We start from the raw sequence: 13363 nt of genomic DNA on the forward strand, positions 1-13363 counted from the left end.
TGCAGAGAGACAGCGCCAAATGAATGGTTTTTCCTATATTTATTCTGCTTTCCGGAATTAAGTGCAGGATTTCTACATGTTGATCGAATTTTCGGTTTCCAATTATCGCTCCTTCCGTGATACGCAAACTCTGTCCATGGTGGCGACCCCACGCCTGAGTAAAAAGCGCAATGTATTCAAACCTTCCGTAAGTGGCGAAAAACTACCGGACTTGTTGAAGGTAGCGGCGATTTACGGGCCTAACGCGTCCGGTAAATCTTCTCTTATCCAGGCGATGGGGATTATGGGGCGCTTGCTCGCAACGACCCCGTCCTCAAATGATGAACCGCTGCCGGTTTCACCGTTTCGTTTTGACTCGCAGCTCAAGGACGAACCCAGTTTTTTTGAATACAACTTCATTCAAAACGGGCTCCGATATCGGTTTGTTCTGCGCATTACTTCGCAACGGATAATCAAGGAACAACTGGTCTCCTATCCCAAAGGGAAAGAAACACTGCTGTATGAACGTCGTTTTGGTGATGAGGGAGAGCAGTATATTTTTGGTTCAAGTCTTGAGGGGGGGAAGGATGTCCACAATGCCTGGCGGCGCCTGACGAGCCCTAAGGTGTTGTTTATTTCGCAGGCCGTTGCGAACAGCAGCGAAGAGTTGACTCAGTTGCGAGCGCCGTTTACCTGGTTTCAAACCGGTCTTCTTGTCATTGAGCAGAACAATATGATGGGGCTGTCTGCCGCCTCCATCAGGTTTTTACAGGTTGCCTCGGACTACACAGTCGATTTGAAGGAGTTCCTAAGGGCAGTGGATATTCCGGTGTCTGCTATTCAACTCAATACCGAGGATGCAGATGCTGTTCCGATCAAGAAGAAGCTCACGCTTAAAGAATTCTTCGCAGCGGCGCAAAAAGACAAAGTGACCCTGACACATACAAGTCTTTTGGGAACAGCAGAGTTTGATTTTTCAGAGGAGTCCGGAGGCACAAAAAACCTGATTGGCTTTTGGTTGCCCTGGTTCATGATCAATCGCGTAGATGGAAGCGGGATACTGTCTGTCGATGAGTTGGACAGCAGCCTCCATCCAGAAATAGTCGCTGATCTGATCGGGAAACATCTCGATAGCGGATTGGATACTCAGCTGATCTTTACGACACACGACACTCATCTGATGAATGCAAAAATTCTGCGGCGTGATCAGTTCTGGATCACTGAGCGCGATGCCAATGGTGCAACCAGTGTTTTTTCCGTTCACGATTTTGAAGGACGAGAGGGGGAGGATGTTGAGAAACGCTACTTTGAAGGCCGTTACCGCGGTTTGCCTCTGATTAGGCAGGGGTGACCAATGGTGCACTCGATAAAATCATTTGATCGGAAGAAATCAAGATTCAAGCCTCAGCCCCAAGTGCTGGTTCTCTGTGAAGATAGCAAGTCAGGAAAACGGTATCTGGAGGAGGCTGCGTTGCATTTTCGCGCCAAAGCTCAGGTAGAAATTGCCCACTGCGGCGTCACGCACCCGAGCGGAATAGTAGAAAGAGCCATTGCCCGTCAGAAACGTTTCGACAAAGTGTTTTGTGCATTGGATCGCGATACGCACCAATGTTTTGAGAGAGCGATAGATCTGGCGAGACCTCATCCGAAAATCAAAGTCATAGCATCGTTTCCCTGTTTTGAGTTTTGGCTTCTTTTGCACTTCGGTTTTAATCGAAAGCCATTTAGAGCTGTTGGGAAAAACTCTCCGGGCGACTTGGTAGCCAAGAGCCTCAGAGAAAAACCGAACATGGATACGTACCAAAAGGGCAAAGGCATCAACTATTTTGCTCAGCTATTGGGTGAGCCTTTTCAGAAAGCCAGAGCTTTGGCACCCAGGATTCTCGAAGACGTCGCCATCAGCGGCGAACCCAATCCGAGTACCGAAATCCATCTGCTGATGGATGAATTCGAAATCCTCTCCAAGCCTCAGCCGATCTAGCACCATCAACCCTGCCAAGAGATGTGGCCAGCATTGATGGTGTTAAATGGGTTCAATTTTTTTGGCTTTTGGTGTGGGACTTGGCGGTGCGCGTTGCCGGGGTCTTCCTTTATTGTGCGGTGACGCCATTCGCGAGCAAGCCCGCTCTCACAGAGATTGCGCAAATCCTGTAGGAGCGAGCGGTGCGGCGATCCGACTTGCCCGCGAAGCTTTCAATGCTTGAACATCACGTGCCGCACAACGGTGTAGTCCTCCAGCCCATACATCGACATGTCCTTCCCGTAACCGGACAGTTTCTGACCTCCATGCGGCATTTCGCTGACCAGCATGAAGTGGGTGTTCACCCAGGTGCAGCCGTACTGCAGGCGTGCAGACAGGCGATGGGCACGGCCGACGTCCGTGGTCCAGACCGATGACGCCAGGCCGTAGTCTGAATCGTTGGCCCAGGCCAGCGCCTGCGCTTCATCGGTGAACCTGGTGACCGACACTACCGGCCCGAACACTTCGCGGCGCACGATCTCGTCGTCCTGTTGCACGTCGGCCAGCACCGTTGGCTCAAAGAAGAAGCCATTGCCTTCCACCGCTTTGCCGCCAGTGATCAAACGGATGTGTGGTTGCGCCATGGCACGTTCGACCAACGCGGTCACGCGGTCGCGATGTTGTGCGCTGATCAACGGGCCAAGCTCCGTCGAGGGATCGTCCTGCAAGCCGTACTTGATACTGCTGACGGCCGCACCGAGCTTCTCGACGAACTGGTCGTAGATGCCTGCTTGCGCGTAAATGCGGCAGGCGGCGGTGCAATCCTGACCAGCGTTGTAGAAACCGAAGGTGCGAATGCCTTCCACGGCGGCGTCGATGTCCGCATCGTCGAAGATGATCACCGGCGCCTTGCCGCCCAGTTCCATATGCAGGCGTTTGACGTTGCCGGCGGTGCTGGAAATGATGTTCGAGCCAGTGGCGATGGAGCCGGTCAGCGACACCATGCGCACTTTCGGGTGATTGACCAGTGCAGTACCGACCGCAGAACCACGGCCGTACACCAGATTAAGGACACCCGCCGGGAAGATGTCCAACGCCAGTTCTGCCAGGCGCAGGGCGGTCAGCGGGGTTTGCTCCGACGGTTTGAGCACTACGGTATTACCGGCGGCCAGGGCCGGGGCGATTTTCCAGGCGAGCATCATCAGCGGGTAGTTCCACGGCGCGATGGAGGCAATCACGCCCACCGGGTCGCGGCGGATCATTGAGGTGTGGCCGGGCAGGTATTCCCCTCCCAGCGCGCCGCTCATGCAACGGTTGGCGCCGGCGAAGAAACGGAACACGTCGGCAATCGCCGGAATCTCGTCGTTCAGCGCGGCGCTGTAGGGTTTGCCGCAATTGTCCGACTCCAGTTTGGCCAGCTCTTCGCCATGGGCTTCGATGATGTCGGCGAGTTTGAGCAGCAGCAACGAGCGTTCTTTCGGCGTGGTTTGCGACCAGGCTTGGAAGGCGTTGTCGGCGGCCCGCACGGCGGCGTCGACCTGGGCTTCGCTGGCTTCGTTGATTTCTACCAGCACACGGCCCAGAGCCGGATTGAACACGGCTTGGGTAGGGCCGTCGCCATTGACGAGTTGGCCGTTGATCAAGAGTTTGGTTTGCATGGCTATGTCCTCATCGAAGCTGTTGTATTTCTGTCGGAACCGAACTCCCGTAGGAGCGAGGCTTGCCCGCGAAGGCGATTTTACATTCAACATTAATGTCGACTGACACACCGCCTTCGCGGGCAAGCCTCGCTCCTACAGGATCTGGTTCCCACACCGGAAATGCGTTGTCCGTTATTTCCCGCCACTGCCCGCAACGCTTTCCCCGCCCCGGGTCAGGTAATAAGCGCCGAGGATCGGCAGCATGGTCACCATCATCACCAGCATCGCGACGACGTTGGTGACCGGCACGTCCCGTGGGCGGCTGAGCTGGTTGAGCAGCCACAGTGGCAAGGTGCGTTCATGGCCGGCGGTGAAGGTGGTGACGATGATTTCGTCGAACGACAGCGCAAACGCCAGCATGCCACCGGCCAGCATCGCCGAGCCGAGGTTCGGCAGGACGATGTAGCGGAAGGTCTGCCAGCCGTCGGCGCCGAGATCCATCGAGGCCTCAATCAAACTGTATGACGTGCGGCGCAAGCGGGCGATGACGTTGTTATAGACGATTACCACGCAGAAGGTCGCGTGGCCGACGATGATGGTGAACATCCCCGGCTCGATCCCCAAGGTCTTGAAGGTCGCCAGCAGCGCGATCCCGGTGATGATTCCGGGCAGGGCAATCGGCAGGATCAGCATCAGCGAGATGCCTTGCTTGCCGAAGAAGTCCCGCCGGTACAACGCCGCCGACGCGAGGGTGCCGAGGATCAGCGCAATCAATGTGGCGACGGCCGCGATTTGTAACGACAGCTTGATCGCTTCCAGCACGTCGGGCCGGGAGAACGCCACGCCGATCCACTTCAGGGTGAAGCCCTTGGGCGGAAAGCTGAACGCAGCGTCTTCGGTGTTGAAGGCGTAGAGGAAGATGATCAGGATCGGGAAGTGCAAGAACACCAACCCGCCCCAGGCAGCGATGCGCAGGCCCAGGGATGCCCGGTCTTGAGATGAAGTATCAGAGCGCATCGAAAGCCCCCAGACGTTTGACGATGGACAGGTAAATGGCGATCAGCACGATCGGCACCAGCGTGAAGGCCGCCGCCATCGGCATATTGCCGATCGCCCCTTGCTGGGCGTAGACCATGCTGCCGATGAAGTAGCCCGGCGGGCCTACCAGCTGCGGCACGATGAAGTCGCCCAGGGTCAGGGAAAAGGTGAAGATCGAACCGGCGGCGATGCCCGGAATCGACAGCGGCAGAATCACTTGCATGAAGGTCTGACGCGGTTTGGCACCGAGGTCGGCCGAAGCTTGTAAAAGCGACGGCGGCAGGCGTTCCAGTGAGGCCTGGATCGGCAGGATCATGAACGGCAGCCAGATGTAGACGAACACCATGAACCGCCCCAGATGCGAGGTCGACAAGGTGCTGCCGCCGACGCCCGGAATCCCGAGCACGAACTGCAGCACCGGCTCCAGCCCCAGGTGCTGAACGAACCACTGGGCCACGCCGCCCTTGGCCAGCAGCAAGGTCCAGGCGTAGGCCTTGACGATGTAACTGGCCCACATCGGCATCATCACCGCGATGTAGAAAAACGCCTTGGTCTTGCCGCTGGTGTAGCGCGCCATGTAGTAGGCGATCGGGAACGCCACGATTGCACTGGCAATCGACACAACGACAGCCATGCTCAGGGTGCGCAGGATGATGTCGAAGTTCGACGGCTGGAACAGCGCTGCGAAGTTCGCCAGGGTCAGCTCGGGCGTGACCGTCATGGTGAAGTCATCGAAGGTGTAGAAGCCTTGCCACAACAACGTCAACAGCGAACCAAGATAGATCGCACCGAACCACAACAACGGCGGCACCAGCAGCAGCGACAGATACAGGTTCGGCCGCCGGTACAGCACGTTCGAAAACCGGCGCAACGGCGAGCCGCTGGCAGGGGTTTGAGGAGCGGCCACGCTGTTCATCTCACACCCCGCCCACAATATTGTCGTGCAGCGGAATCATCGCCTCGCGCGCCCAACGAGCGCTGATGCGTTGCCCGGTCTGGTGTTGCGTGCTGACATCCAGCCACTGAACGTTGGCCTGGCTGATGTTCAACGTCTGGCCGTTTTCCAGTTTCAGTTCATAGCGGGTGGCGCTGCCTTGGTACTGGATGTCGTGCAGCAGGCCACTGACTTCGATTTCATGGCTGGCCAACGGGCCTTCGGCGAAACGCACGTGTTCCGGGCGGATCGAAAACGGCTGTGGATTGCCGCTCAACTGCCGGGCCAGATCGCCGCGAATCACATTGGAAGTGCCAACGAATTCTGCGACGAACGTGGTTGCCGGCTTCATGTACAGGTTGCGCGGTGTGTCGACCTGTTCGATGCGGCCCTTGTTGAACACCGCCACGCGGTCGGACATCGACAGCGCTTCGGTCTGGTCGTGGGTAACGAAGATGAAGGTGATGCCGAGCTGGCGTTGCAGCTTCTTCAGCTCGCCTTGCATTTGCTCGCGCAGCTTCAGATCGAGGGCACCCAAGGGTTCGTCGAGCAACAACACACGCGGGCGATTGACCAACGCGCGGGCCAGGGCCACACGCTGGCGCTGGCCGCCAGAGAGTTGCACCGGTTTGCGCTCGCCATAGCCGCCGAGGGCGACCATATCGAGGGCTTCTTCGGCGCGTTTTTGGCGTTCGGTCTTGCCGACACCTTTGACTTTCAAACCGTAGGCGACGTTGTCGAGTACGTTCATGTGCGGGAACAACGCGTAGTCCTGGAACACAGTATTCACGTCACGCTGATACGGCGGTAACCCCGCAGCTTCGGCGCCGTGAATACGGATGGAGCCAGCGCTCGGTTGTTCGAAACCGGCGATCAGGCGCAGGCAGGTGGTTTTGCCTGAGCCGGAGGGGCCCAGCATGGAAAAGAACTCGCCGTCCTGGATATCGATGGAAACCCGGTCAACGGCCTTCACCTCGCCGAACTGCCGGGAAACGTTGGTGAACTGGACTGCAAGCGTCATGTGCGTTGCTCCGAAAAGGCGAGGATCATCACAGTGACCTTGCCTGGACTTCTGAAATCTTCATTGATGATCGTTCCCACGCTCCGCGTGGGAATGCAGCCCATGACGCTCTGCGTCAGCTCTGCGCGAATGGACGCGGAGCGTCCGTTGATGCATTCCCACGCAGAGCGTGGGAACGATCAGTTGGTGTTAGCGACCACCCATAATCGCAATGTAATCCTGGGTCCAGCGGCTATAAGGCACAAACTTGCCGCCTTCAGCCTGCGGGGTTTTCCAGAAGGCGATCTTGTCGAACTGGTCGAAACCATTGGTCTTGCAACCCTCGGCGCCCAGCAGTTCGCTGGCCTTACACCCCGCCGGAACCGCCGGCAATGAGCCGAACCAGGCGGACACATCGCCCTGGACCTTCGGCGTGAGCGACCAGTCCATCCACTTGTACGCACAGTTCGGGTGCTTGGCCTCGGCGTGCAGCATGGTGGTGTCGGCCCACCCGGTGGCGCCTTCTTTCGGGATGGTCGAGGCGATCGGCTGTTTCTCGTTCATCAGGCCGTTGACCTGATAGGGCCAGGCGCTGGCAGCCACCACGCCTTCATTCTTGAAGTCACTCATCTGCACGGTGGTGTCGTGCCAGTAGCGATGGATCAACTTTTGCTGGGCGCGCAGCAGGTCGAGAACGGCCTTGTACTGTTTTTCGTCGAGCAGGTAAGGATCCGTGATGCCCAGTTCCGGCTTGGCGGTTTTCAGGTACAGCGCCGCGTCGGCGATGTAGATCGGGCCGTCATACGCTTGCACGCGGCCCTTGTTGGATTTGCCGTCGGACAGCTTCTGCTCTTCGAACAGGACCCCCCAACTGCTAGGTGGCTGAGTGAACACCTTGGTGTTGTACATCAACACGTTCGGGCCCCATTGATAAGGGGTGCCGTAAGTCTGGTTGTTGACCACATACCACGGCGCATCCTTGAGGCGCGGATCGAGATTTTTCCAGTTGGGAATCAATGCGGTATTGATCGGTTGCACACGTTTGCCGGCGATCAGACGCAGGGAGGCGTCGCCGGACGCCGTCACCAGGTCGTAACCGCCCTTGGCCATCAGGCTGACCATTTCATCGGACGTGCCGGCCGTTTTGACGTTGACCTTGCAGCCGGTTTCCTTCTCGAAGCCGGTCACCCAGTCGTAGGTCTTGTCGGTTTCGCCCCGTTCGATATAGCCGGGCCAGGCGACGATATCCAGCTGACCTTCGCCGGCACCGACGGCTTTCAGCGGCTCGGCGGCCTGCAGGCTGGCGCTGGCCAGCAGTGCCGTGGTGATTGCACTGAGCAGTGCGGTCTTGTGCACAAGCATGGTGAACCCTCTTCTTTAAATTATGGTCGGGGCAGTTCTGAACGGGGTGAAGCCAATGCCGTTATGGCTAATTGTTAGCGTAGTGCGCTTTTATAAATGCTGTCCGTGACGGGCCATGATGTGGCGCACCACGCTGTAGTCCTGCAGCGAATCACTGGATAAGTCTTTGCCATATCCCGAGCGCTTCAGGCCGCCATGGGGCATTTCGCTGACCAGCATGAAATGGCTGTTGATCCAGGTGCAGCCGTACTGCAAACGCGCCGCGACCAGACCGAGGAGGCGAGGCCGAGTTCCGCCACCAAAGCGGGCCGGGCAGTGCTGCGACGCCACGCCAGGGTCTGGCTCAGGTCGGCGATCGGCCGCGCTTCGAAGATGTCGCCCTAGCGCTGGAACCGGGTGAGCAAATCCGCCAGGTTATAACCGGCGACCAGGCTGGTCACGCCGATGATCAACTGCCCGGCAACCTGATCGGTGCTCTGTTGCAGGCTGCGTTTGGCATTGTCCACCTTGGCCCCGACACCGATTTCCTGCTCCAGTTGCTGGATGGCCAGGGTCAGGGTGGATTGAGAAATGAACGCGGTTTGCGCCGCGGCAGAGATCGAACCGGTCTCGGCCACGGCGATGAAGTGGCGGATCTGACGCAGGGTCATCATGGGGAATTACCGGGTGGGGGGGGTATCGATTTGCCCGGGTGTATATCTTTTAAATCGATGGGTAGCCTGCGCAGCGGTATCTGGGGATACGCTTTACCGTTCGTCTGGAAAAACCTTCTACCTGTTAGTTCTGACAGTAGCCAGTTCCCGCGTATCGGTATTGGATAACCCAACCCAAAGCCCATCGTGCAGGAGCCTTTATCATGACCCTACCGGAATCGCCCGATAACACCGTACTAGTGCTGGATCGACCCCGAGTGCTTCGCGCGACCCAGCCAGTCGAAGGGGCCGATATCGGCGTGTCCCTGGTGATTTACGATCTCGTCACTGACGGTGAGGGCGCCACCGTCGAGATCGATCCGCCGTTGTCGGGCACGATGAATCCCGGGGATGTCATGGAGCTGTGGCTGCTCGGGGAGACCACGTTTCTGTACAGCAAAATCATTGAGGATGAGAACGCGATCACGACCCTGCGCATCCCCAAAGGCCGGTTGCATGCTGATCGGATCAATGAACTCTTCTATATCATCAATCGCGGCAGCCAGAATATTGGCAACTCACCGATGCTGACGATGCTGTACAACAAAATCCGGCCCGGTTTAAAAGATATATTTCCGGAGGTCGAGGGCCATTCCGAGCTGGAGTTATTGTTGCCCGACGCCATCAAGAACGGCGTCGGCCCCGACTTCGTCAGTGCCCAAGTGTGTGTGTCTTATCCCTACTGCCGAGCCTACGACACGATTACCTTGAAGTGTAACGGTGAACCCACGCATTTCATCGTTGGCAGGGACGAAGCGCCTGAACCACCCGATCCGGGCTCACCGATCGCGACCAGGGTGTGTTTTACCGTGACCCGCACCCACCTGGAAGTCGCGCAAAGACCCAACCATGAGCTCAACTTTTCCTACACCGTCACCGACCAGCTCGGAAACGTCCCGGACACCGATGCTATCTGGTCTGCAACCCAAACCGTGGACGAAGATCTGGCGGGCACCCGCTTGCCAGCTGCGATTCTGCGCGAAATTCTGAGTGAGGCCGACGACGAGTCAGGCATCATCGACCTGGGAAAACTGGGGGCCTACCTGTATGTGATTATCCTGGTGAGAGACCCTCGCTTCGAAGTGGGCGACTTCATCGAAGCGACCTACACCGGCCAATCACCGGGGCTGCCGGATGTGGTGATGACCGTAGGGGGAAATGTTCAGGCGGACGAATTCGGGGAGCCGGTGCGTGTGGTACTGAAAATCCCGAATGACAAGGTCGTTTCCGTCCAGACCGTGACCGTGAAGTATGTGCTGAAAAGAAACGGCGAGCAGAAATATTCCTCGCGGGAGGCCAAGGCGCGGGTGATTGGTGAGGCCGTGACTGTGCCGCCAGTAATCACCCGCGTGACAGATTCAAAGGGTGAAATCGACAATGGTGGCACCACGACCGAGACCTCGATCACGATCACGATCACGGGTAGCGCCAGTGTTGGCCAAAAAGTGCAGCTCTATGATGGAGATGCCCCAATAGGAGGCGAACTCACAGCGGTGGGCGGGATTTGGACCGCAACCATGTCCGTCGCGGTCGGTGTGCGTAGCCTGACGGCTAAAGCGCTGTATGGCAGCGGTCAGGTTTCGGCGGCGTGGGTGGTGAATGTAACGGCAGTCGTTGCACCGACCATTACCTCGGTGAAAGATGCCAAGGACGTCGAAGTCCCTCACAACGGTTTCACCGTCGAGACCAGCGTGACGCTCACCGGTACGGCCAGCAAAGGCCAGAAGGTGCAGATTCTCGATGGCGCCACCTCCAGGGGCGAGGCCACCGCCAACGCGACGACCGGCATCTGGACCCTGGAGGTCTCGGCGCTGAACGTGGCGGCGCACAGTTTTACCGCGAAAGCACTGTATGGCAGTGGTCAGGTTTCGGCGGCGTGGGTGGTGAATGTAACGGCAGTCGTTGCACCGACCATTACCTCGGTGAAGGACGCCAAGGACGTCGAAGTCCCTCACAACGGTTTCACCGTCGAGACCAGCGTGACGCTCACCGGTACGGCCAGCAAAGGCCAGAAGGTGCAGATTCTCGATGGCGCCACCTCCAGGGGCGAGGCCACCGCCAACGCGACGACCGGCATCTGGACCCTGGAGGTCTCGGCGCTGAACGTGGCGGCGCACAGTTTTACCGCGAAAGCACTGTATGGCAGTGGTCAGGTTACGACGGACTGGATCTTTACCGTCGTCGCTGCAGTGACGCCGGAGATCACCTCGGTGAAAGACCCGAGCAGCCAGGAAATCGCCAACAACGCCAACTACGAACGTGCTTTGGTGTCGACCACAGTGACGCTGACCGGCAAGGCGACGCGGAACATGCAAGTTGAAGTTTTCGAAGGGAATGCGTCGAAATGGGTCGTGGACGTTGATGCCACAGGTACATGGCGGCTACCGTCTGTTGCCGTGACTGTAGGAAGGTACAGTTTCAAGGCTAAAGCCAAGTATGGAACTCAGCCGGAGTCTCTAGCGAGAACGTTTAATTTTAAGGCGAGGTGGAGTTTTAATGACGGAACCTTTCAAGGTTGGGTTCGTCAACCACCCTATAATACTGGTAATAATTTATATGTGGAACAGCAGGCGGGGCTATGGTATGTCCGCTCAAATACCGATGCAAATGTTAATTGGGCTACCACGATTATGAACTTTCAAGTTCCGGTGCGGGTTGGAAAATTCTACAACTTTATTTACAGTGCTAGTGCGAATACAACTTCAAATACGAATGGTACAACATTGGATATAATGGTCGCAGGCGCAAGTGGGGGAACTATCAATACAGGGGCTAACGCAAGTTGGAAGTCAGGAACTTTACGCTACCCTGGTACGTTTTCCAACGACCGAGTGGTTGAGTTTGCATTGCGTAATCACACATCAACTAATGCTGGAAATGATTTCAGAATTACCACTATTGTAATGGAAGAAAGGCTCGAGGCAAAAACGCTCGAAGAGATCAAGATGCGCGAAGAGCTTGAAATGGCTGAGGAGCTTGAAATGCTTGAAATAACTAAGGCGCTTGAAGCGAAAGAGTAAGAGGCGGGCTTTTGGGCGAATGAGTTGTTAGGTTCTTAACAGGAAGAGCAAGAGTAAAGTGAAGAATAAAAAGCGGAACGGATTTTTTTAAAACTGTTCCGTTTTTTTTTTTGCGCTGCACACGTTGGTGGCGAATCAATAACTATGTTGTTGCAGATATAAAACGCAGGTCTATATAAAAATCTGACACCCTGCTCCCATGGTTGGCTCACTGGGGCGTGGCCAAGAAAATCAGCGCCTGCCAGTAGCAAGCAACATCCTGAAGCACTCTCACCCACGACACCGGGCACTTTCGGTCCAGGCTGATGGCCTTAATGATCCGGTTAACCCGAATTCGTGGAGGCAGCAAATGAACACCCGTGGATTGCTCGATCAGTTACTCAAGTCCGGTCAGGATCTGTTGCAGAACAAGGCTGGCGGGACGCAGAACAAATCGGCTGCCGCTGGGCTGGGCGGCTTGCTTGGTGGTAGTGGTGGGGCTGGCGGGCTCGGCAGTGTGCTTTCGGGCGCCGGCGGTGGTGCATTGGCGGCTGGGGCCATGGGTCTGTTGCTGGGCAGCAAGAAGGCTCGCAGTGTGGGCGGCAAGGCCCTGACTTACGGCGGCCTCGCCGCGCTGGGGGTCATTGCCTATAAGGCTTACGGAAATTGGCAGACCCAGCAAGGCAGCGCGCCGAAGACCGAACCGCAAACCCTCGACCGTGTGCCAGCGGCGCAAGTCGAGCAGCACAGCCAGGCGATTCTCAAGGCGCTGGTGGCGGCGGCCAAAGCCGATGGTCATGTGGATGAACGCGAGCGTGCGTTGATCGAAGGCGAGTTCACCAAGCTCGACAACGATCAGGAACTGCAGCAGTGGCTGCACGCTGAACTCAACAAACCGCTGGACCCGACCGACGTCGCCCGCGCCGCCAGCACCCCGGAAATGGCGGCCGAAATGTACATCGCCAGTGTGATGCTGGTGGACGAAGAGAGCTTCATGGAAAAGTCCTACCTCGATGAACTGGCGCGGCAGTTGAAGCTGGAGCCGGGGTTGAAGGCCGAGTTGGAGAAGCAGGTGCGGCAGGCGTCATCGTCACTCGGGTGAACAAATCGCAGAGGCGATTTACCGAATTTCAATACCATCGAAACCCCATCAACGCTGTTTTCAAGGTTGACGGGGTTGTTTGTTTAAAGTCAGGTGTGGCTCGTCCGACAATAGGCGCAGATACTAACTAAGAGTTTTTGATATCAAATTCGCCTTTTAATGTTTTGCCGTTTTCTAACCTCATCTTGTAATTGCCCTGCGCTTGCTGTCGATTATCGCTGAACTCGACGTTCAGTTTGCCTGATTCAGCTGGTGAATAGTTTTCTGTTATCCGAGCGGCCCACTTTATTGGATGTTCCTCGGCTGTTTTCGAGTATTTTCCATCCTCCGGTACCTTAGAAATGCCAAGGGCAATATACTCTTGAACTGCTCCTGAGGTGCGGGTGCCGAAAAAGGAAAAATCATCACCCGATTTGTGAAAAACCACGGAATCGGCTGAAAATACTTCATTTCCATTTTCGTCTTTTGCGGTAAATGTTCCGGTGGCTGTTGTCTTTTCTAAGAGTAATTGGCTGATGTCTACTTTAGCGTTCATGTCTGTGCCTTTTTAAAAGTTTAGTATCAGGGTTGTTGTGTCGCTTGGGGTAGATTAGAAGTAAGTGGCTAGGGTGGCTACTGTCAGAATTGATAGTTGGTTGGCGTGTTTTGGTATTGGTT

The 13363-nt window shown here is 56.6% G+C and carries 10 protein-coding genes and 2 pseudogenes; 4 read left to right on the plus strand and 8 right to left on the minus strand.

The genetic code is table 11. The features are described 5' to 3' along the window. Positions 1-76 precede the first annotated feature (76 nt). Positions 77-1330 (plus strand): AAA family ATPase, encoded by a 1254-nt coding sequence (locus IB250_RS11445; RefSeq protein WP_192344173.1) that lies wholly within the window; start codon positions 77-79, stop codon positions 1328-1330. 3 nt (positions 1331-1333) lie between these two features. Next, positions 1334-1960, plus strand: a complete 627-nt coding sequence (locus IB250_RS11450; protein WP_192344174.1) for an RloB family protein — start codon at positions 1334-1336, stop codon at positions 1958-1960. 212 nt (positions 1961-2172) lie between these two features. Here the strand turns inward: IB250_RS11450 and IB250_RS11455 are convergent, their stop codons facing one another. From IB250_RS11455 to IB250_RS11485, 7 genes and pseudogenes are all read right to left on the minus strand, one after another. Then, the gene (locus IB250_RS11455; protein ID WP_192344175.1) at positions 2173-3597 is read right to left on the minus strand and encodes a gamma-aminobutyraldehyde dehydrogenase; all 1425 of its coding nucleotides are present in this window, start codon (positions 3595-3597) and stop codon (positions 2173-2175) included. A 174-nt stretch (positions 3598-3771) separates the two neighbouring features. Further along, positions 3772-4596 carry an ABC transporter permease gene (locus IB250_RS11460; protein WP_008072886.1) on the minus strand — a complete coding sequence of 275 codons (825 nt, stop codon included), beginning with the start codon at positions 4594-4596 and terminating at the stop codon, positions 3772-3774. Beyond that, positions 4586-5533, minus strand: a complete 948-nt coding sequence (locus IB250_RS11465; RefSeq protein ID WP_192344176.1) for an ABC transporter permease — start codon at positions 5531-5533, stop codon at positions 4586-4588. Before IB250_RS11465 ends, IB250_RS11460 begins: the two co-directional genes overlap by 11 nt. A 1-nt stretch (position 5534) precedes the next feature. Further along, entirely contained in the window at positions 5535-6572 is a 1038-nt protein-coding gene (locus IB250_RS11470; RefSeq protein ID WP_192344177.1) for an ABC transporter ATP-binding protein, read from the minus strand. A gap of 189 nt (positions 6573-6761) precedes the next feature. Further along, on the minus strand, positions 6762-7913 hold the full coding sequence (gene ydcS / locus IB250_RS11475) for a putative ABC transporter substrate-binding protein YdcS (RefSeq protein ID WP_192344178.1): 1152 nt from the start codon (positions 7911-7913) through the stop codon (positions 6762-6764). A 90-nt stretch (positions 7914-8003) separates the two neighbouring features. Then, positions 8004-8293, minus strand: a pseudogene (locus IB250_RS29045) (aldehyde dehydrogenase family protein); the annotation flags it as partial. A gap of 3 nt (positions 8294-8296) precedes the next feature. After that, positions 8297-8566: pseudogene (locus IB250_RS11485) on the minus strand (LysR family transcriptional regulator); the annotation flags it as partial. Positions 8567-8769: 203 nt separating this feature from the next. Here IB250_RS11485 and IB250_RS11490 point away from each other — a divergent pair. Further along, on the plus strand, positions 8770-11625 hold the full coding sequence (locus tag IB250_RS11490) for an Ig-like domain-containing protein (protein WP_192344179.1): 2856 nt from the start codon (positions 8770-8772) through the stop codon (positions 11623-11625). A gap of 349 nt (positions 11626-11974) precedes the next feature. Beyond that, entirely contained in the window at positions 11975-12706 is a 732-nt protein-coding gene (locus IB250_RS11495) for a tellurite resistance TerB family protein (protein ID WP_192344180.1), read from the plus strand. A gap of 127 nt (positions 12707-12833) precedes the next feature. Here IB250_RS11495 and IB250_RS11500 read toward each other — a convergent pair whose 3' ends face one another. After that, positions 12834-13241 (minus strand): hypothetical protein, encoded by a 408-nt coding sequence (locus IB250_RS11500; RefSeq protein ID WP_192344181.1) that lies wholly within the window; start codon positions 13239-13241, stop codon positions 12834-12836. Positions 13242-13363 lie beyond the last annotated feature (122 nt).

Source organism: Pseudomonas sp. PDM09, assembly GCF_014852305.1.
Lineage (GTDB): Bacteria > Pseudomonadota > Gammaproteobacteria > Pseudomonadales > Pseudomonadaceae > Aquipseudomonas.

Excerpts from the sequence above, each read along its gene's own strand:
- IB250_RS11445 (WP_192344173.1), top strand. The coding sequence starts at position 77 with ATGTTGATCGAATTTTCGGTTTCCAATTATCGCTCCTTCCGTGATACG.
- IB250_RS11450 (WP_192344174.1), top strand. The coding sequence starts at position 1,334 with ATGGTGCACTCGATAAAATCATTTGATCGGAAGAAATCAAGATTCAAG.
- IB250_RS11455 (WP_192344175.1), bottom strand. The coding sequence starts at position 3,597 with ATGCAAACCAAACTCTTGATCAACGGCCAACTCGTCAATGGCGACGGC.
- IB250_RS11460 (WP_008072886.1), bottom strand. The coding sequence starts at position 4,596 with ATGCGCTCTGATACTTCATCTCAAGACCGGGCATCCCTGGGCCTGCGC.
- IB250_RS11465 (WP_192344176.1), bottom strand. The coding sequence starts at position 5,533 with ATGAACAGCGTGGCCGCTCCTCAAACCCCTGCCAGCGGCTCGCCGTTG.
- IB250_RS11470 (WP_192344177.1), bottom strand. The coding sequence starts at position 6,572 with ATGACGCTTGCAGTCCAGTTCACCAACGTTTCCCGGCAGTTCGGCGAG.
- ydcS (WP_192344178.1), bottom strand. The coding sequence starts at position 7,913 with ATGCTTGTGCACAAGACCGCACTGCTCAGTGCAATCACCACGGCACTG.
- IB250_RS11490 (WP_192344179.1), top strand. The coding sequence starts at position 8,770 with ATGACCCTACCGGAATCGCCCGATAACACCGTACTAGTGCTGGATCGA.
- IB250_RS11495 (WP_192344180.1), top strand. The coding sequence starts at position 11,975 with ATGAACACCCGTGGATTGCTCGATCAGTTACTCAAGTCCGGTCAGGAT.
- IB250_RS11500 (WP_192344181.1), bottom strand. The coding sequence starts at position 13,241 with ATGAACGCTAAAGTAGACATCAGCCAATTACTCTTAGAAAAGACAACA.